Origin of the sequence: Lentilactobacillus kosonis, from assembly GCF_003864335.1 — a bacterium.
Taxonomy (GTDB): domain Bacteria; phylum Bacillota; class Bacilli; order Lactobacillales; family Lactobacillaceae; genus Lentilactobacillus; species Lentilactobacillus kosonis.
The window spans coordinates 39,768-60,577 of the sequence record NZ_BEXA01000004.1; the positions used below are offsets into that span (position 1 = coordinate 39,768).

The 20,810-nt window shown below is 36.8% G+C and carries 15 protein-coding genes and 7 pseudogenes; 5 read left to right on the plus strand and 17 right to left on the minus strand.

What is annotated here, in order from left to right:
* Positions 1 to 4: 4 nt before the first annotated feature.
* Together NBRC111893_RS07720 and NBRC111893_RS07725 are read right to left on the minus strand one after the other, a co-directional pair.
* Positions 5 to 1,148 (minus strand): annotated as a pseudogene (locus NBRC111893_RS07720) (cysteine desulfurase family protein).
* Between the two features lie 113 nt (positions 1,149 to 1,261).
* Positions 1,262 to 2,881 (minus strand): annotated as a pseudogene (locus NBRC111893_RS07725) (septation ring formation regulator EzrA).
* A 245-nt stretch (positions 2,882 to 3,126) separates the two neighbouring features.
* Between NBRC111893_RS07725 and msrC the strand changes: the two are divergent.
* The 5 genes from msrC (at position 3,127) to NBRC111893_RS07750 (ending at position 6,633) form a co-directional block, all read left to right on the plus strand.
* The gene (gene msrC, locus NBRC111893_RS07730; RefSeq protein WP_125008605.1) at positions 3,127 to 3,585 is read left to right on the plus strand and encodes a free L-methionine (R)-S-oxide reductase MsrC; all 459 of its coding nucleotides are present in this window, start codon (positions 3,127 to 3,129) and stop codon (positions 3,583 to 3,585) included.
* 197 nt (positions 3,586 to 3,782) lie between these two features.
* Positions 3,783 to 4,391, plus strand: coding sequence for a 30S ribosomal protein S4 (gene rpsD / locus NBRC111893_RS07735; RefSeq protein WP_125008606.1), 609 nt, complete (start codon positions 3,783 to 3,785; stop codon positions 4,389 to 4,391).
* 103 nt (positions 4,392 to 4,494) lie between these two features.
* Entirely contained in the window at positions 4,495 to 5,778 is a 1,284-nt protein-coding gene (locus tag NBRC111893_RS07740; RefSeq protein WP_125008607.1) for a replication-associated recombination protein A, read from the plus strand.
* Between the two features lie 14 nt (positions 5,779 to 5,792).
* Positions 5,793 to 6,080, plus strand: coding sequence for a hypothetical protein (locus tag NBRC111893_RS07745; RefSeq protein WP_125008608.1), 288 nt, complete (start codon positions 5,793 to 5,795; stop codon positions 6,078 to 6,080).
* A 76-nt stretch (positions 6,081 to 6,156) separates the two neighbouring features.
* A complete protein-coding gene (locus tag NBRC111893_RS07750; RefSeq protein WP_125008609.1) occupies positions 6,157 to 6,633 on the plus strand; it encodes a universal stress protein in 477 nt (158 codons plus the stop codon).
* Between the two features lie 95 nt (positions 6,634 to 6,728).
* Here the strand turns inward: NBRC111893_RS07750 and NBRC111893_RS07755 are convergent, their stop codons facing one another.
* The 15 genes and pseudogenes from NBRC111893_RS07755 to atpD all read right to left on the minus strand — a co-directional run bounded on the left by NBRC111893_RS07755 (position 6,729) and on the right by atpD (position 20,791).
* Complete coding sequence (locus NBRC111893_RS07755; protein WP_125008610.1) at positions 6,729 to 7,613, minus strand: helix-turn-helix domain-containing protein; 885 nt, start codon at positions 7,611 to 7,613, stop codon at positions 6,729 to 6,731.
* Between the two features lie 94 nt (positions 7,614 to 7,707).
* Positions 7,708 to 8,250, minus strand: coding sequence for a DNA-3-methyladenine glycosylase I (locus NBRC111893_RS07760; RefSeq protein ID WP_125008611.1), 543 nt, complete (start codon positions 8,248 to 8,250; stop codon positions 7,708 to 7,710).
* 29 nt (positions 8,251 to 8,279) lie between these two features.
* Positions 8,280 to 9,734 carry a glycerophosphodiester phosphodiesterase family protein gene (locus NBRC111893_RS07765; RefSeq protein ID WP_125008612.1) on the minus strand — a complete coding sequence of 485 codons (1,455 nt, stop codon included), beginning with the start codon at positions 9,732 to 9,734 and terminating at the stop codon, positions 8,280 to 8,282.
* A 139-nt stretch (positions 9,735 to 9,873) separates the two neighbouring features.
* Complete coding sequence (locus NBRC111893_RS07770) at positions 9,874 to 10,998, minus strand: D-alanine--D-alanine ligase family protein (protein WP_125008613.1); 1,125 nt, start codon at positions 10,996 to 10,998, stop codon at positions 9,874 to 9,876.
* Positions 10,999 to 11,098: 100 nt separating this feature from the next.
* Positions 11,099 to 11,985 (minus strand): annotated as a pseudogene (locus tag NBRC111893_RS07775) (SPFH domain-containing protein).
* Positions 11,986 to 12,140: 155 nt separating this feature from the next.
* On the minus strand, positions 12,141 to 12,434 hold the full coding sequence (locus tag NBRC111893_RS07780; protein ID WP_125008614.1) for a glycine cleavage system H family protein: 294 nt from the start codon (positions 12,432 to 12,434) through the stop codon (positions 12,141 to 12,143).
* A 12-nt stretch (positions 12,435 to 12,446) separates the two neighbouring features.
* Positions 12,447 to 13,509: pseudogene (locus NBRC111893_RS07785) on the minus strand (FtsW/RodA/SpoVE family cell cycle protein).
* Positions 13,510 to 13,668: 159 nt separating this feature from the next.
* The gene (locus NBRC111893_RS07790) at positions 13,669 to 13,893 is read right to left on the minus strand and encodes a DUF2969 domain-containing protein (RefSeq protein ID WP_125008615.1); all 225 of its coding nucleotides are present in this window, start codon (positions 13,891 to 13,893) and stop codon (positions 13,669 to 13,671) included.
* Between the two features lie 17 nt (positions 13,894 to 13,910).
* Positions 13,911 to 14,186, minus strand: a complete 276-nt coding sequence (gene yidD, locus NBRC111893_RS07795) for a membrane protein insertion efficiency factor YidD (RefSeq protein WP_225417685.1) — start codon at positions 14,184 to 14,186, stop codon at positions 13,911 to 13,913.
* Positions 14,187 to 14,196: 10 nt separating this feature from the next.
* Positions 14,197 to 15,204, minus strand: a complete 1,008-nt coding sequence (locus NBRC111893_RS07800) for a rod shape-determining protein (RefSeq protein WP_125008616.1) — start codon at positions 15,202 to 15,204, stop codon at positions 14,197 to 14,199.
* Positions 15,205 to 15,332: 128 nt separating this feature from the next.
* Positions 15,333 to 16,642: pseudogene (gene murA, locus NBRC111893_RS07805) on the minus strand (UDP-N-acetylglucosamine 1-carboxyvinyltransferase).
* Between the two features lie 25 nt (positions 16,643 to 16,667).
* The gene (locus tag NBRC111893_RS07810; protein ID WP_125008617.1) at positions 16,668 to 16,898 is read right to left on the minus strand and encodes a DUF1146 family protein; all 231 of its coding nucleotides are present in this window, start codon (positions 16,896 to 16,898) and stop codon (positions 16,668 to 16,670) included.
* Positions 16,899 to 17,025: 127 nt separating this feature from the next.
* A pseudogene (locus tag NBRC111893_RS07815) lies at positions 17,026 to 18,815 on the minus strand (ABC transporter ATP-binding protein).
* A 134-nt stretch (positions 18,816 to 18,949) separates the two neighbouring features.
* Positions 18,950 to 19,366 carry a F0F1 ATP synthase subunit epsilon gene (locus NBRC111893_RS07820; RefSeq protein ID WP_125008618.1) on the minus strand — a complete coding sequence of 139 codons (417 nt, stop codon included), beginning with the start codon at positions 19,364 to 19,366 and terminating at the stop codon, positions 18,950 to 18,952.
* A gap of 13 nt (positions 19,367 to 19,379) precedes the next feature.
* Positions 19,380 to 20,791 (minus strand): annotated as a pseudogene (atpD, locus tag NBRC111893_RS07825) (F0F1 ATP synthase subunit beta).
* Positions 20,792 to 20,810: the final 19 nt, after the last annotated feature.

Sequence of the window (20,810 nt, forward strand, 5' to 3'; positions counted from 1 at the left end):
ACTCCTAACTTAACTTGTCAAACTCTGTGTAAAGTTCATCGAACACCTTGATAAACTCATCAGCTTCAGCCACCGTATTTTGGTCGCCTAATGAAATCCGAACTGCACTAGTTGAAATACTTTCAGGCACATTCATTGCTGATAATGTACTTGAGGCCAGATGTTTCTTTGAAGAACATGCACTAGTCGTTGAAATATAAATTCCACGTTCTTCAAAAGCATGAACAATTGTTTCACCACGTACTCCTTGAATCGCAAAACAGAGGATGTGTGGTGCAAATTGATCACTATTCTTAGAAAAATAATCACTTTATCAAAGTTAGCAATATGATCTGAGATCCTTCGCTTAATTGCCAATTCAGTTTGATTAGCAGTGCTTTCCTTATCTAAAAGTAATCTCAACGCCTTAGCCATTGCCGCAATCGCTGGAACATTTTCAGTTCCTGAACGTTGATTTTTTCTTGACCACCACCGTTCATTAATGGCGAAATTCGACGGCCTCTTCTCGCATAGATAAAGCCCGTTCCACGGGGAGCATGAAATTTATGTCCTGAGAAGGTCACGAAGTCAACCCGCTCATTCATTACCAAATCTTGAATTCCCTTACCAATACCTTGAACAGCATCAATATGGAAATGAATCTTAGGGTAACTTTTTAGTACTTCAGCGGCTGCTTGTAACGGCTGAATCGTACCAATTTCATTATTAACTGCCATAATTGAAACTAAGATCGTATCAGGCCGAATAGCTGCCTTTAAATCAGCAACGTCAATTCTACCCTCATCATCCACTGGCAAATAAGTAACATCATAACCAAGTTGCTTTAGCTGCTCCATAGAATTGTGGATAGCTGGATGTTCTACTGAAGTGGTAATCAAATGCTTACCATACTCCCGCTTTTCAATGGCTGTACCCTTGAGGATCCAGTTGTCCCCCTCGGTACCACCACTCGTAAAGTAGATTTCATCTGCGTGCACTTTTAATAAATCTGCAATTTGTTTTCGAGACTGTTCAAGTAGCTGGAATGCTTGGTCACCAAAATTATGCAAACTTGAAGGATTACCCCAAATTGTCTTGCTTACCTTATCGTAAGTATCAACCACTTCAGGTAATGCCTGTGTCGTTGCACTATTATCAAAATAAATCATTTGAAACCTTCTTCTCTTAATTTATTGGTTCGACTCCAATAAGTTAGCTTAGATGATGATACAACAATTTAGCCAAAATAAAAAAGCCAATTGTTCATCGGCTTTTTTATGAATTATTTTTCTGATCGATCATAATAATCATTTGCTAACTTATCAAAGCTACCTGGTTTTTCATCTTCTAATGCTTGACTGATTACTGCCAAACTATCGTGGTAATTATACGCCTGGTCAAATAATTGTCGAGCTTGGCGACTAGCATTGGCGATTATTTCATTACTAGCCACATAACGGTTAGAGAACTGTAGGGCCTGTTCAGCAAGCGAAGCATCGTCAACCAATTGCTGAGTTGCTTCTTCAACTGAATCAACGTCTGATTCGATCATCACAACTTGCTTGGCCACATCGTCCACATTAACCTTTGGTAAATTAAGAGCATCATCTAACCTTTTAATTTCTTTAATAACATTAGTAAAAATTGCCGTATAATCATCTGGTAAACCTGGTAAGTTAAGATTATCGATTCTACGTTTCTTATTACGCATCTCAATATCAAAATCGCGAAGTGAGTTCCTAGCACTAGTTTCACGTTCTGGAATGGTTACGATTGATTCGTAAAGATCTTTTTGGGATTCTTCGATTTGAGATAGGTCTCTAACCATCTTTTCCTGGTGCTCGGCAATCTCTGAATAAATTGCACTACCTTCAACCATCGCAGCTTGTTGCCGGTCAAAATCCATTTGAATTGTGTGAATTTGTTGACCATATTGTCGGTTGATCTCAATTTCCTGATGGTTCAAATCATAAGAGACCGATAGACGTTTTAGCTTAGTATCCAAATCATCATTTTGAGTTGTCACATGATCAAGATATTCACTTAAGACTTTATTTTCATGATTAACGGTAGCTTTAGCTTTTATTTCCCGCTCAAGTCGGTCATACAAGCCATCAATATCATTGGCAATATCATTATTATTCTTTTGAACTAAACCAATATTTAGTTTACGAAGCTCTTCCAAATTGGTCGTTCGTTTGCTCTTTAAAGCCATTACCTTGGCTAGAATGTTATCTCCTTGAAAATTATAACGTTGGCTCTTCATTTCATGATAACCTTCAGTAATTTCATCAAGTTGCGTACTAAATTCCTCTTCTAACGTTTTATACAAACCAGGGATTTTATCAATATCATCAGCAAGTTTATTAGAGGAATTATTCAAGTCGGATAGTACCTCTTCGGCCCCGTTAGGGTCACCCTTATCAGTTAAATCGGTAAACTCATCGTAGGTATTCTCCACATCTTCTAGCATTTTTTCTAGACCATCAATGCTTGGACCAAATTTTTCATTTTCTTCAAGCAACAATCTTCTAAATTCTTCGTTTTTCTTCTTTAATTCATCAATTGCTAATGGTGTTGCTTATTTAAATCATGCAATTGAGCTAACTCAGCTTGGATATCTTTGATTTCTTCATTAGCTTGGTCAATTAAGGTATTGGCATTTTTCCAATCATTTCTTGTTTTAATGAAATTTGATTCCTTTGCCATCTTCCTTAACCAATTTTATTTGCTCATCAATTTCCGGCAGCATTGCACTATTGTACTTTTGATATCTATCAAGTAAAATATCATACTTCTTTTGAGACTCACCAGTCAGATTCATTTGCTTAGCCAACTGAAATTCATCGTCCAAAGGAATGTCATCAAGTTTTCGTTTATTATCATAGACCTCAGTGGCCATCTTGATTGTTTTCCGTTGATAAAAAACAAAGCCTAAGTAGCAGCCCCCCGGCCACTACAATGATTCCGATTAGAAGTGTTAGCATTAATTCCATCCTCCGACATTAGATATAAAAATTCTAGTAAATTTATTAAAAAACCTTTATTATGTATAAAATAATTACTAAGTTAAAATTAGCTCTAAGTTGAATTATAGCATAGTCAATAATCATGAACAGAGTATTTTTAAAAGTGAGGTCATATGAAATGCAAGAAGTTAAAAATTTAGTAAATCAACAATTGGATGCCCTATTAATGGGAGAAACTGATATTATTGCAAATATGGCAAATGCCGCTGCACTATTACATCAAACTCTAGAAGATATTAATTGGGTTGGCTTTTATCGCTATGTTGAATCAAACGATGAATTAATCTTAGGACCATTTCAAGGAAACGTCGCCTGTATGCATATCAAAAACGGTAACGGAGTCTGTGGAACTGCTCTAACCGATAAAAAAGTTCTTCGAGTCGCTGACGTAACTAAATTTGCCGGCCACATTGCTTGTGATGCGAATTCTCGGTCAGAAATCGTAATTCCACTATACAAAGGTAATAAGATTTATGGAGTAATTGATATTGACTCACCCAGCCTTGACCGCTTCTCTACAAAAGATGAACAAAACCTAATTGAGTTTGGCGAAGTATTCTTACAACATGTTGACTAATGTTGCAATATTTTATACAATGTACCTTGTGTAAAATAATGCAGCGGTAGACGGTAAGCTCGTCAACATGTTATTGCCTTAAAGGTTCTATTAGTAACCCACTCGGCTGCTTGGGCGAAAGTTGCAAAATAACATGCACGAATATTAAATCTACAAATGGGTTATTTTACTCCAAAAAAATATTGGAGGAACTTTTTATGTCTAGATATACAGGTCCAAGTTGGAGAATTTCACGTCGTCTAGGAATTTCTTTATCAGGTACTGGTAAAGAACTTGCTCGTCGTCCTTACGCACCAGGAGATCATGGTCAAGGTCGCCGTAGCAAGCTTTCAGAATACGGTTTACAACTCCACGAAAAGCAAAAGCTTCGTTTTATGTACGGTTTGAGCGAACGTCAATTCTCTAACCTATTCACTCGTGCAGGTAAGATTCGTGAAGGTAAGCATGGTGTTAACTTCATGGTATTACTTGAAAGACGTTTGGATAACATGGTTTACCGCCTTGGTTTAGCTACTACACGTCGTCAAGCACGTCAATTAGTAAACCACGGTCATATCACTGTTGATGGTAAGCGTGTTGATATTCCTTCATACGAAGTTTCTGAAGGACAAGTTATTTCAGTTCGTGAAAAGTCAAAAGATCTTCAAATTATCAAGGATGCCGTTGAAGCTGTTGTTGGTCGTCCACAATACGTTCAATTCGATGCTGATAAGCTTGAAGGTTCATTAGTTCGTCTTCCTCAACGTGAAGAACTCGATGCTGATATTGACGAATCACTTATCGTTGAATACTACAACAAACTATAATTTTTGTTTATTTCGAAACCGTTTCGCTTCTGCGAAACGGTTTTTCTTTTCCCCTAACAAAATGTTATAATCACTAAAGTTAATTTAAAATCGAGGGACTACAATGCAACAACCTTTAGCATACAGAATGCGCCCAACTAAAATTGAAGATATCGTTGGTCAACAAGACTTAGTCGGACCTGGAAAAATAATTAATCGCATGGTGCAAGCTAAAATGCTTTCATCGATGATTCTATACGGCCCACCCGGAACTGGAAAAACTAGTATTGCTAGTGCAATTGCTGGCTCAACGGAATATGCTTTTAGAACGCTAAACGCTGCAACCGATTCTAAAAAGGAACTTCAAATCGTTGCTGAGGAAGCAAAAATGAGTGGGACCGTGGTCTTATTACTAGACGAAATTCATCGATTGGATAAAGCCAAGCAGGATTTTTTACTACCACTACTTGAAAAAGGGTCTATTATCTTGATTGGTGCGACAACCGAGAACCCATATATCAGCATCAATCCTGCAATTAGGAGCCGGACTCAAATCTTCGAAGTCCATCCCCTCACCCCTGACGACATCATCCAAGCTATTCAGCGAGCTTTAACCGATTCCCAAAATGGTTTGGCAAACTATCATGTAAAAATAGCTAATGACGCTCTAGACTTTCTCTCTAAGGCCACTAATGGAGATTTGCGAACCGCTTTAAATGCGCTAGAGTTAGCCGTTAAATCAACTAACGGCGATTCTGATGGTAATGTAAACATAAGTTTAGCCATCATTGAAGAATGTTTACAAAGGAAATCACTATCTTCTGACAAAAATGGTGATGCCCATTATGATGTGATTTCCGCCCTACAAAAATCAATTCGAGGCTCAGATACAGACGCCGCCCTACATTACGCATCACGTTTAATCGCAGCTGGTGATTTAGTTTCCTTGATGCGACGCTTACTAGTGATTGCCTATGAAGACATCGGATTAGCTAATCCGGCAGCTTGTGCACGCACAGTTAGCGCAGTTGATGCGGCCCGTCAACTAGGTTTACCGGAGGCTAGGATTCCTCTTGCCAATGCAATTATTGAACTAGCGCTAAGCCCCAAATCTAATTCGGCAATGAGCGCAATCGACGGCGCATTATCAGATGTTAAAACTGGTAACTTTGGTGATGTTCCTGATCATTTAAAAGATGCTCACTACAAAGGAGCCACAGACTTAGGTCATGGGGTAGATTATAAATACCCTCATGACTATCCTAATGATTGGGTAAATCAACAATACTTACCAGATAAAATTAAACGTGCCCAATATTATATTCCAAAAGAAAACGGTAAAATTGAGCAACGACTAAAAGCTCAGTACGAACAATTGCGCAAAGCTACGCGTCCTAATAACTATTAAGGAGTCTTTGATTAATGATAATTGATATTTTAGTTTTAATAATGATTTTTATTTCATTTTTTATGGGCAGTTACTTGTTAACCCATGCCAAACAAACGCTATTTGGATTAGATTTGTCCCAAGATTTAGGTCTCAGACGGTTCGTTTTAAGCAACGGTGTTGTTTTTATCATCTTAGGGTTAATTGCTGTAATTGCTTTAAGCATCAACAATATGACCTTGATAATCATTTCATTAATTTTAATGGTCATCTTTGCTTCCGTAACCCAGGCAATTTTAGTATTTAAAGTTACTAAACACTAAACCGCTACTTTATTATTTGTATTTTTAAGTAAATAACGTACAATTAAAGTATAAATAAGAATTGGGGTGGATACTTATGCTACAACAATACAAACACATTTTAGTTCCTGTTGATGGATCCTATGAAGCTGAACTTGCCTACAAAAAAGGAGTTGCCGTCGCTTTACGTAACAACGCAACTTTACATCTTGTGCATGTCGTTGATACACGAGCATTTCAAAATATTTCTAGCTTTGATACATCAATGGTAGAACAAGTCACTGAAACTGCAAAAAAGACTTTAGATAAGTACATTGAGGATGCCAAGACAGCTGGCCTTCAGGACATTGATTACTCAATCGAATATGGTGCGCCTAAATCTGTGATTGCAAAAGATGTTCCCGAAAAATTAAATATTGATTTAATTATGATTGGAGCAACCGGATTAAACGCAGTTGAACGCCTACTAATCGGCTCAGTTACAGAATATGTAACCAGAACCGCATCAGCTGATGTTTTAGTTGTGAGAACTGACTTAGATAATAATCCTGCTACTAATCCTAAAAAAGCTTAATAAAAAAGGTTTGATAAAAGTTAATTACTTTTGCCAAACCTTTTTTTATTTGATTAGCATGGAACGTCCTTCAAATGGTCGGACCTTATCCATGATTATTTCCAATAATTCCTGATTGCCACCTTTGATTTTATTAATAATCGCCTCATTGCCATCATGATTGGCAACGCATAAGCCATTATTTGACTAATCGTACCATCAAAGTGTTTTCCCATTGCAAACAAAGCCTTAGATTTGAATTCATAAATCTCGGCTAACCGATACACGACAATTGGACGACTAGCGCCACTACTCTGTTCGACTTGCTTTTGAAAATCAATAATTGCTTCCGCAAATTCATTAACTAACTGAAATTCTTCTAATTCTAGACAAACTGCTAAGACATCCATATAAATATCAGTGACTGATTCAATCGTCGCATCCTGATTATTTTTTAGAGTTATTAACTTATTTGCAGCCCGTTTAACATTATTCAGTGAATGTTCTTTTAACCCCATCTGTTTATACACTAATCCCATTCCTAAACAACACCATGCAATATATAAATCACCAACATATTTATTATACTGAGATAAACATTCTGTAAATTCAACTAATGCCTCAGTGACATCATCTTCAACAAATAATTTACTAAATCCCTTAAAGCAATGATGAATTCCCTTATAAGTCGGGTTCTCTAATAATTTAGCATTCACTTTATCATAAGTATCATTAGCCTTTTGATAACAATGCTTTTGTAAATGCTTAGCTATACAACTAAATACTGTTTTGCCGTAACTATCATTTTCAACTAATTCTGTTAGCTCCAAATTAAGTCGTTTACAAATCTTGACAGCGACGTCACCTCGAGGATAAATATTATCCGATTCGATTTGACTAATCATCCCCTGAGAACAAATGTCCGCCGCTAATTCAGCTTGAGATAATCCTAATTCCAATCTTCGACTTTTAATCGATTCACCGCAGTACCTGGATGACATACCGTTTACTCCTCACTTACAATTTTTCAAATTAGGTAAAACGTTCCAATTTTGAAATTATATTATAGTTATCATAAGTTTGCAACGGTTTTTATTATCTGAATTCACAACTCATAATATGATCATTCACTACCCCAACAGCTTCTAGAAAACTATAGGTCGTAACTGGTCCCATTCTTGTTAATCCCATTTTTTTATATTGGTCAGTATATTTTTTAATGAATACTTCAATTTCACTCATATTTAGTTTATCGGTTAACTGACGATCCAATGGTATGTTATTAGTATTACCCCATGTAATTTGTTTGAACTTATCTGGATTTTCTACAATCACTTGCGCATTATGCACTACCGCATCAATTTTAACGTGGTTTCGAATAATTAAAGCATCATCATAAAGCACATTAATTTGAGCATCAGAATACTTAGCAATTTCATTAACATCAAAATTGGCAAATGCTGATGTTAACCCTGACTCAAATTTCAATACTGTTTGAAAAGTTAATCCTGCTTGAAATATCTCCAGTGCTAATGCATGAAATAGCTTATTCAGTTCATAAACCGGTTTCCCCCACCTTAAATCATGATAATACATTAACTCAGGACCCTTAGTTGCCCAACCACATCTGATAACCATATTTTTACCCCATATTTAATTACGTAATTTTACGCGTAATCCCATACTTGATTTAAAATTAATAACCATGCATCTCGTCTAGGATTAATTGACACACGCTTTAATCTATCCGCACGATCAGTCACTTGTCCTTGAACCCCTAGTAATTTTGCTGTTTTCATCGCATAAATGGCGTTATCGGTCCAACTATAAACCTTCCGATCATTAGTTTGACATTGTGCAACCAAATAATCATTTAAAGTAACATCTTGCAATGTGTAAAAATCTGGTTTTAAATTAGCAACTCCTAATCCATTCAACATAGTTACTAAACCAACTTTAACCTTGGGTTCGCGAGCTTTAATCTGCATCAAGTAGCGGTAACCAATTGAATGGACCATATTGTGCTGACTAGCCATTTGGTGACCAAACTGACGAATAAAAGTTTTACCCATATTCTTATTAGAAACGTTAGTAACTTTAAGTTCCACCACTAATCGTTGATGCAGCGTACCTGCAATTCGTAAGTAATCTTTAAATAAATCCACTGAATGATACTTTTGAATTTCACCTAATGTTAACTGGTTCACTAACTTTGATTTACCATTGATTTTAATATAATCATCATGCTGACAAATAAATTGATGATCCTTAGTTTCTTGAATATCCATTTCAATATATGGATATCCCTTGTCACCATTCTTTTTCAGAGAAGAGATTCGATTGTATAAGCCATTATTATTAATTACTCCACGGTGAACAATAATTTCTGCATTATTTCTTGGTGTCACCAATGGATTTAACTTTAATTGAATGCCGGCTACCATGCCTAATAGGCAAACTACTACAAATATAAATTGCCATAGCTTAACTCCAATCCGCCATTGATTGTCAATTCCAAATATTTTTAAACTGATTGATAATTGATAATAATTAACCAAAATAACTAAGGACGCATCAATCAGTTTGAGGCCCAAACTATCATTAAAAATTCTTGCAACGCCCGCCATCACGAAAATAATTGCGAACGTACCCAATACCAATTCAAGCAAGCGAACAATCAAAAACCACCACTTTTTGACTGAACTAACCACCTCACTGGTATGAAAAGTCGATTTTAACCACATACTTACCACAAATAGCACAATCAAATAAGCGATTAAACCTATGACCAATAATATTCGCCGATTAATTGTTAGCCAAGTAAACATAACTCCAGAGACCGGAATATTCATTTTTAACGGTGTAAAGATACCCATTATTCCTGCAGGTAACATTATTATTAGGGAAAAAATAATTAGCAGGTATCGCCTAAATTTTGGCTCCGATGTATTAGTCTTAACAGGTAGTGAAGTAAGCAAGTAAGTTTGAATGATCAGTGAGAAAAAAATAATCATAAATGTCGTAACTGATGAAGTTAATATCCGACTAATTATTAAATTAGTTGCAATTCCTACTACCAATAAGCCTAACTGCTTTATTTTATTTTGATTATCAACTGACACTCCATCACAACCTATTCAATATTTAACTTCATTGTATCAGTATCACTAATAAACCAACATATAAAATACCAAAATAAAACGACCGATAACTTTATCATGACGATAAAATCAACGGTCGCGTTATTATTTATAATGAAAATTAAATTTTTTGGTCTTTAGGATCTAATGGTTTAAAATCATATAAGATTTTTGAACGATATTCAAATTCATCAATAGCAAGTCGAATTAAGCGATCAATTAAATCAGTGTATGAAATTCCTGAAGCCTCAAATAATTGTGGATAAAGACTAATATTAGTAAATCCAGGTAACGTATTTACTTCACCAACATAAGGATCATCATTCTTAGAAATCAAGAAGTCAATTCGAGCAAGACCCTTTAAGCCAAGCGCACGGTAAGTATCTAATCCCATTTTAGTAATCTTCGTTGCTAATTCATCTGAAATGGCAACTGGAATATCAAACTTAACTTCACTGGCATCTACGAACTTGTTATCATAAGTGTAGAATTCATCAGATTCGGGTACTTGAATAGAACCAATTTTTGAAGCAATAGGTTCACGGTTACCAAGAATTGAAATTTCTAATTCTCGGGGACCATCAATAGCTTCTTCAACAAGAATCTTATCATCATAACGGAAAGCATCCCGCATTGACTCTTCATATTCTGAAGCATTTTCAACTTTGTGAATTCCAACTGAAGAACCTTGGTTGGCTGGCTTAATGAATAAAGTATTGCCTAGTTCTTTTGATAATGATTCATAAGAGTGTTGTTCCGCAGTTAGCGGTGTGACTAATTCATATCTAGTATTAGCAACACCTGCTAATCCAAGAATTTTCTTAGTAATGTCCTTATCAAATGACATTGCTGAACCTAAAACACCAGTTCCAACGTATGGCTTATTCAATAACCTAAGCAGTCCTTGAATTGTTCCATCCTCACCTAAATTACCGTGAATGATTGGGAAGAATACGTCAACACCCTTAGCGTTTTGCAAGTTAGCGATTGGGGCCAATGGATCAGTTAAGTCTAGCTTACCCATCTCATCTTTTTCAACCGCTGCTTCAGATTCTCCGTCAAAAACTCGTTTTGAACCTTCGTGACTTAAGAAGTAACCATCTCTAGTCATCAAGAATAGGCTAATATCATATCTATCCTTGTCCATTGCGTCATAAATATTGTGAGCAGAACGCTTAGAAACATCATGCTCTGAGGAATTACCACCAAAAAGTAAGGCAATGTGTTGCTTTTTGTTATTTTCCATTTTTTTCATCCCATTCGTATATATTTCAGAAACTTAAGTATACCATTAAACCGGTTACTTTGCATTTCTAAAATCCGATCTGAAGCAATAATCTAAATAATTAGTCTAATGAGTCAGTATTAATTACGTTTTGGGTTCCTTTCTCGTTAATAATTGATACTAAAACGTTATTAACTAATTGTAATCGCTTATCATCATTAGTTTCAATTTTAAGATCTGTTTCAATTTGGGATACGGCATCTTCTGCTATGGAGACGGCCCCTTCAACGATAATCTTGCGGGCTGATAAGATAGCAGTTGATTGTTGACGTTGAAGCATCGCACTCGCAATTTCAGTGGCATACGCTAAATGTGTTAATCTAGTTTCAACAATTTCAATCCCAGCAACTGCCAATCGTTCCTGTAATTCAGTCTTTAATGCCTCTGAGACAGCCGTTGAGTTCCCTCTTAGGGTTAATTCATCAGTGTCATCATCAAAGCTGTCATAAGGGTATTGGCTAGCAATATGCCGAATAGCTGATTCACTTTGAATCTCCACAAATTGTTCATACGCATCAACGTTAAATGATGCTTTGCAGAATCAACTACCCGATAAACAATCACCGCCGCGATTTCTACTGGGTTTCCCTTTAAATCGTTAACTTTAATAATTGAGCTGTTAAAATTACGAACTTTAAGTGAAATTGGCGCTTTGTTAGTTAACGGCACTGTCATGTACAATCCGGCGCTTTTTATAGTACCAATATATTGGCCAAAGAAAGTCAATACTTTAGCCTGATTAGGTGAAATAATGGTTAATGAACTAGCAAATAAAATATCAGCAACGATAATAATAATTGCTAAAACTATAGTGAGCGCAGTTCCTAAATAGGCTAGGTATGAACCCAGAATTAAAATGATAATTACTCCTAATAACCCTGCATAACCGTTTACGTGAAATACTGATTTTTCTTTCATAGTATCCTCCCCCTTAATTACTTTTATCATAATCCTTAATTTGCGGAAACAAAAGTAAGAGTTTTTAATAGTGTACCTACCATATTTTCAATAATCAAAAATAGTCCTGACTCATTAAAACCTTAATTGGTTAAAAATGAATCAGGACTATTTAAATCAATCATAATTGATTATTTTAAAGATAATTATTTTTCAATTCGAGCAACCCATGAAGAAGTCCTATCAGAATTATTCAAGACACTTGGATCATCAACAGCATCTTCATTAATTGCAATAACCGTTCCCTCAACTGGGCTTGGAATATCAGAAACTGCTTTGTCTGCTTCAACGTTAACTAAAACATCCGTCTTAGTTAAACTATCGCCGACCTTAGGTAATGAAACAAACGTAATATTGCCGAGTTCATTTCGCCCTTCATCAGTTAAACCTACAGTTACGACACCATCTTTTTCTTCAATCCAATAATAGTTTTCATTCATCCCGAATCACCCCTATGAAAATTCTTTATCGTCACCAAACATGTAACTCTTGTTATGATACTGCATTGACATTATCAATCCAATTCCTATCATATTTCCAATTAGCGCTGAACCTCCAGCACTAACAAATGGTAGTGGAATCCCCGTCAATGGTAACAAACCAATACTCATTCCAACATTTTCAAATACATGGAAAAGAATCATCATAATAACTCCAGTAGAGATATTAGCATAAAATACATTTCGAGTATCAAATGTAACCTTAATCATTTGGTAAATTAGTAAGAAATAAACAAAAATCAATAAAACAGCTACCAATAAAACCAAAATTTTCACCAATTACAGAAAAAATCATATCTGATTCCCGAACCGGTACATAGACGTGGGAATTATTAAACCCTGTCCCTGTAATACCACCAGAACCAATTGCCTTCATACTTTGCCACAACTGATATCCTTGATTACTAGTATCAGATGATGGGTGTAACCAGGTATCAACCCGTGAGAATTGATATGCTTGAAATCCAATTTTTTCCAATAATTGTCTACCAGAATCTGGAATAACTAGTGCTAAAGCAGCGCCACCAATCCCAGCAACTAATAGGAATGCAGGAAGGATGATTTTCCAAGTAACACCGGAAACAACCACCAATCCAGCCAAAATTGCAAAGAACACTAACATAGTACCAAAGTCATTTTGCAATTTTAGCAAAGCAGCAACTGGCAAGGTCCAGGCAATCAGCTTACCAATTAGAATCCAATCACTCCTAGTCGTCTTAACTGGGTAATGATCATTATGGTCAACAATTACCCGCCCCATCATTAAAATATACGCAGGTTTCATAACCTCAGACGGCTGGAATGTCAACGGTCCTAATTGGAACCAACTCTTGGCACCAGTCTGCAAAAAGTAAGTCCGACTATACAGAACCAACACAGCTGCTAGCAGTAAGATTCCTAAACCATAAGCAATCGGAGCAACCTTCCACAACTGCTCTGAATCAAATTGCATGATAATCACAACCGCAACGGTTCCAATGGCGTACCACATTAATTGGGAAACTACCTGCTTCATGACGCTTGTACCACCACCCGTGTCATGAGTAGCAGCGACATAAATCGATCCAAGACCAACTAATGCTAAATCAGCACACACAGAATGATTCCCCAATCGATTCTTGACTTATCATCAGAATTTCTTCGACTTGTTTCCACAACAAACCCTCCTTAAATTCTAATGATGTAAATTAAAATGTTTAATTAAGGTTGTAACACCCTCATCAAAACTCTTCACGTGGAAAACATCTTGGTCTAGATTAATAACTTCAAACTTATTATCTTCTAATTCACGAATGCTTCCAATGGAATCTTTACCAACCATCAACTCGGAAATGGGTTGACCGGCACTATTCTTCGTTTCATTAATATCTACATTAATTGTTTTATTAGCTTTACTCATTTTTTCTCCTTGGATAATTACTTTAAGTTCATTGATTTGCGATATTCATCTCGAGCATCTTTGTTCCGAAAAATCGTAAACTTATCAGGAACAGGATCATAGCCACCCTTAACAAACGGATGACACCTAAGAATCCGAGCTAGACCCATGATAGTTCCGAGCACGGCCCCATGTCTATTAATCGCTCCTAACATGTAGTTACTACATGTTGGATAATATCGACATGTTGGTGGAAACAAAGGTGAAATGTACCGTTGATAACCATGAACTAAACCAATTAGAATATGTTTCAAAATATCCCTACTATTCTTTATTTGACTTAGGTTTAGGATTTTTAACGTAATGTTCAAGTAAAATTCCAGCACCCTTAGCAACGTTATCTAATGGATTTTCTGAAATAATTACTGGCACAGTCAATGCATCAGCAATCACTTGGTCGATATTTTTAAGTAGTGCACCACCACCAGTAAGCATTACTCCACGATCAACAATATCAGAAGCAAGTTCAGGTGGAATTGACTCTAGCACTTCCTTGGCACCAGCAATAATCAATTGCACAGTATCTTGAATCGCATCCGCGATTTCATTAGAGGTAATTTTAATTGCTCGAGGCATTCCAGTAACTGCATCTCGGCCACGAACTTCCATTTCAGTCTTATCTTCTGGATCGCTTTTAGCAGTACCAATTTGAATCTTAATGTTTTCAGCGGTATGTTCACCAATTACAAGGTTATGATGTTGCTTAATGTAGTTAACAATTTCAGCATTCATCTTGTCACCAGCTACTCGAATCGATTTGCTAGCAACGATATCCCCTAATGAAATCACAGCAATATCTGAAGTTCCACCACCCATATCAATAACCATGTTACCTTGTGGCTTCCAAACATCCATTCCAGCACCAACTGCTGCAACTTTAGGTTCTTCTTCAAGGTAAACTTGACCACCTCCGGCCTTTTCAGCCGCTTGGATAATTGCATTGCGTTCGATTTCGGTTACGTTTGTTGGGGCACAAATCATGATCTTTGGCTTAGACATGAATCCCTTAACATCAAGTTTATTAATGAAATACGTAAGCATTTCTTCTGTAATATCAAAATCAGAAATAACCCCATCTTTAAGTGGGCGAATTGCACGAATATTACTTGGTGTCCGACCTACCATTCGATAAGCCTCTTCCCCAACTGCTAACACTTTATTAGTTTTAGTGTCAATTGCGACTACTGAAGGTTCATTTAAAACGATTCCCTTCCCTGCTAAATAAATAAGTACATTAGCAGTTCCTAAGTCGATTCCTATGTCTTTTGCCATCATGAACTCCCTTTCGATAACTATATAATCTCAATTTGTAATTATAACACATCATAAGCGTTGATTCGCTATCAGCTTTATTGCTTTTTAGTAAAGAAAAGGGATGAGAATAATCTCACCCCGAAAAGTTAATCACGCTCAACTAAGTTTTTTAAAACAACTTTGTTTTCATCATCGACATCAACCCGCTTAATTTCAGCCCCTAAGCTAGCAAGCTTTTTATGAAAATCATGGTATCCACGATCAAGGTACTGGAGATTACGGACCTGTGTGTAACCATCCGCAGCAAGCCCGGCGATAACTAAAGCTGAAGCAGCTCGTAAGTCAGTTGCTGCAACCTCAGCACCAGAGAACTCGGTTTTACCTTCCATGACTACCGTTCTACCACTAATGGTGTACTTAGCATTCATCCGTCTCAATTCTTCCATATGCATAAACCGATTTTCAAACACGGTTTCTGTCATTGCACTGTTCCCATTAGCAAGTAGTTGAAGAATTGTCATTTGTGGTTGCATGTCTGTAGGGAAACCTGGATGAGGCAATGTTTTAACGTCAACCGGTCTAAGCATATCAGGACCAATCACACGAATTCCGTCATCCTTTTCAACAACCGTGATGCCCATTTCACGCATTTTTAAAATCAAAGGTCGATTGTGCTCGGCGATAGCTCCTTGAACAAATACATCCCCATGAGTAGCCGCAGCGGCAATCATGAATGTCCCAGCCTCAATCCGGTCTTGAACAACTGCGTGTTCAGTTCCATGAAGATGGTCGACACCTTGGATTTTAATTTGTTCAGTTCCAGCTCCACGAACATGAGCTCCCATTTTATTTAACACATTTACTAGGTCAACAATTTCAGGTTCGCGAGCCGCATTATGAATAATGGTTGTGCCTTCAGCAAGCGTTGCAGCCATTACAATATTTGGGTAGCTCCAACACTTGGGAAATCAAGATAGATTTCTGCCCCAGTTAATCCATTAGGCGCACTTGCTTCAACATAGCCATCGTGTTGTTCGATTTCAGCTCCTAAAGCTTCAAATCCCTTCAAATGCAAATCGATTGGTCGGGAACCAATAGCGCAACCACCAGGCAACGCCACCTTAGCCGTTCCTAACCTTGCCAATAATGGTCCCATTACAACAATTGACGCTCTCATTTTAGAAACATAGTCAAACGGTGCTTCACTTGAAACTTTATTACTTGCATCAAATTTAATCATATTATTGTCTTCATCAAAGTCTACTGAGATGTTTAAAAACTTTAGTACCTGATTCATAGTATAAACATCCGATAACAGCGGAACGTTAGTGATGACATTTTCCCCTTCACTAGCTAAAATTGCAGCTGCCTGAATTGGTAGAACCGCATTTTTAGCACCATCAATATGTACCGTTCCCCGTAATGGGCGTTTTCCATGTACAATTATCTTTTCCAAAAACATAACCTCCCACAATTACCTACTATTTAACTAAAAACACAAGGTTTCTAATATTATCAATCAAAGACAAAAAGAATGAACTTACCGTATATCCTAACGCAACTGATAATAGCACAATCAATAGCTTACCTGGTAATGCGCGGATTGGTAAATATCTTTCGATATGGATCTCATTTATGCTCCAAAATGCCAAAAAAATAAAGAAAATATACATAATCAACGTAATTAATGATTGTAAACCGAACATTGACATCGTCGCACCCCCAATACTCCTCAATACTAACATAATTAACACACAAAGTCCCTTAAATTTGGCCTTTTCGCCAAATTATCTAGACCAAAATAAAAATCACATTCCATAACGGAATGTGACCTTCATTTTATTCAAATTGAGCATTATATAACTTAGCATATTCACCATTTTTGGTAATTAATTCATCATGTGTCCCTTGTTCTACTACCTTACCATCGTCAAGTACAACAATTTTATCGGCGTTATGAATGGTAGATAATCTATGAGCAATTACTAATGACGTTCTTTCCTCAAGTAACATACTCATGGCATGTTGAATTGCTTTTTCAGATTCATTATCGAGACTTGCGGTGGCCTCATCCATAATGATAATTTGAGCATCTTTAAGTAAAGCTCGAGCAATCGATATTCGTTGCTTTTGCCCACCGGATAGTTTAACCCCACGTTCACCAATCTGAGTATCCATACCGTCTGGCAAAGAGTTAATAAAGTCATCAATATCAGCCAACTTAGCAACTTCCCAAACCTGATCTAAAGTGGCATCTGGTTTACCATATACAATATTGTCTCTAATTGTCCCATCAATCATAAACACATCTTGGCTGACGATGGCGATATTTTGACGCAAAGACTTAATTTTTAGAGTTTTGATTGGTTCATCATCAAATAAAATATTTCCGTCTTGAATATCATATAATCGGTCAATCAATTTTGTAATTGTGGTTTTTCCTGATCCAGAATGTCCAACTAATGCTGTCATCTTGCCCAAATCAACATCAAAGGAAACATTGTGAAGGGTGGCATCATGAATGTTATCTTTATGATTTTCATCATATGAAAACGAAACATTTTGAACCGAAATCCCTCTTTTTAACTCTGGAAAATCAACCGCATTTTTAGATTCTTTAATTGCTGGTTGTAACTTCATAATTTCGGTGATCCGACCGTATGAGACAAGTGATTGTTGAAGCTGATTTAATAACATTGTAAATGATCTAATTGGGTCCTGAAGCATTCCAACATAAGTAATGTAAGCAACCATTTGTCCGACCATCAACTGCTTATTCATTACGAAATAAGCTCCCAAAAGTAAGACAATTGCCGTTCCTAAATAGTTAACAAAATTGATTAAAGGTGAAAAGATTGCCTGATTTTGCGCAGCTTGAATCAAATTCTGGCGGTTTTTATCAGCAACCTTAGCAAACCGATCCCCTTCAATCTGTTCACTAGTATAACTTTTAATTAACGAAATTTCAGTTAACGTATTTTGCATTTGATTAGACATTTGTGCTTGCGATAACCGAGCTCGGCCAAATGCATCATGAATTCTCGTTCTAAAAATTCGGTAGATCAAAAACATTAATGGAAATGTGATCGTAACTGCTAATGCCATTTGCCAGTTAACGATAAAGATGAAGATGTAAACCCCAACAAAAGTAAACATTCCCCCAACCATTGATAACATATTGGCTGAAATCAAACTTTGCAAGTTACTAATGTCGTTAGTTAATCGAACCATTAAGTCTCCAGTTTTACTTGATTCAAAGAAGTGAGTATCAAGACCTAAAATATAGTTATATAAATCATTTCTTAAATCATAGATTGCTCCTTGGCTCATAATACTCATGTAGTAAGTCGAAAAGTAGTTTAATCCCCCTAAAAAGATTGCACTAACTAATAGTAAAATAATGGATTGAACTAATTTACCAATATTTCCACTTGGAATGACTTTATCAATAATAAATTGAGTGATTTGTGGCAATACAAATTGCAGCCCCGTTATCATTAACAATACGATTATGTTAACAATCAATATTCCTCTTTTTTTAGAACCTTTGAAAATACAAACTTAAACATCTGCCCCATTGTTACGTCTGGATCAGTGGCATTGCTATCAACCGGATTATTCGCAGCCATTCTGCTCCCCCCTTTTATAAATTTATTAACTATAGTTCAATTATAACTAGCAAAATTCCATTCACAAGCATCTTGCCTTGAGGGATAAGTTAAAAAAGCCACAAAAAAAGCCGAATAAAATTCGACTTTCTTGACTACTTCTTAGCAGTATTAATTCGATTAATCGCTCTTCTAAGTGCAACTTGAGCTCTGAGAAGTGAATCTTTGTCGTGAGCCTGTTGAGCTTCGGCAATTTTTTGTTCAGCACGTTTCCGTGCACTCTCAGCACGAGCAACATCAATGTCATCTGAACATTCGGCAGTGTCAGCAACAATTGTTGCAACATTGTCAGAGAATTCTAAGAAACCACCATTTACGGCAATGGTATCTTCCTTGCTGTCATACTTAACTCTAGCCTCATCAACCGCTAAAGTAGAAATAACCGGCACGTGATTTGCCATAATACCAATCTGGCCGCCCTTAGTTGAAACAACTAACATCTCAGCAGAATGTTCATACACTTTTCCATCAGGAGTAACGATACTAACGGTAATAACTGAATTATCAGCCAATTAGAACCCCTCCTTAATTACTTGCTGCTTTTTGCATCTTCTTAGCATTTTCAACGACGTCCTCAATTGGGCCACAGTTACGGAAGGCATCTTCAGGATAGTCATCATACTTACCATCAAGGATATCCTTAAAACTACGTACTGTGTCCTTAACTGAAACATACTTACCAGGAAGACCGGTAAATTGTTCAGCAACTGAAAAACTTTGTGACAAGAAGAACTGAATTCTACGAGCACGGTTAACAATTGTCTTTTCTTCATCAGACAATTCATCCATACCAAGAATTGAGATAATATCTTGTAATTCACGATAACGTTGTAATACATGTTGCACTTCACTTGCAACATCATAGTGTTCTTGACCAACAATTTGTGGGTCAAGGGCACTTGAAGTTGAAGCAAGCGGATCAACGGCAGGATAAATTCCTTGTTGAGTTAAAGAACGTTCCAAGTTGGTTGTAGCATCCAAATGGGCGAAAGTAGTCGCAGGAGCGGGATCAGTATAATCATCAGCAGGCACATAAACAGCTTGAATAGATGTAATAGCGCCCTTCTTTGTTGATGTAATTCGTTCTTGCAATTGTCCCATTTCAGTAGCTAATGTTGGTTGGTAACCAACGGCAGAAGGAATTCTACCAAGTAAGGCAGAAACTTCTGAACCAGCTTGAGTGAATCGGAAGATGTTATCAATGAACAATAGCACATCGGTACCTTCTTCATCACGGAAGTACTCAGCAATGGTTAAACCAGTTAAGGCAACACGCATACGGGCACCAGGAGGTTCGTTCATTTGACCATAAACCATCGCAGTTTTTTCAAGAACTCCTGACCCTTTCATCTCAAAGTACATGTCGTTACCTTCACGAGTACGTTCACCAACACCGGTAAACACAGAAATACCATTGTGTCCTTGAGCGATGTTATGAATTAACTCTTGAATAAGAACGGTTTACCAACTCCGGCACCACCGAACAATCCAACCTTACCACCACGAATGTATGGTTCAAGTAAGTCGATAACCTTAATCCCTGTTTCAAGAATTTCAGTTGATGGATTTAATTCATCATAGTTTGGAGCTTCACGGTGAATTGGCCAGCGCTTAGCGTCTGAGCCGAATTCTGGACCACCATCAATTGTTTCACCAAGAACGTTGAAAACTCGTCCTAGAGTTTCCTTACCAACCGGAACACTAATTGATGCTTCGGTATTTTCAACTTCCATTCCACGACGGAGACCATCGGTACCGTCCATGGCAATAGTTCTAACAACTCCGTAACCTAAGTTCAAAGCAACTTCGACCACTAAAGTCTTTTCATCACTTTCCTTAATGTTTAAAGCTGTATTAATTGAAGGTAATTTATCGTCCAAGGAGAATTCAACGTCAACAACTGGTCCGATAACTTGTACAACTTTACCAGTACTCATGTTAGTTAATTCCTCCATT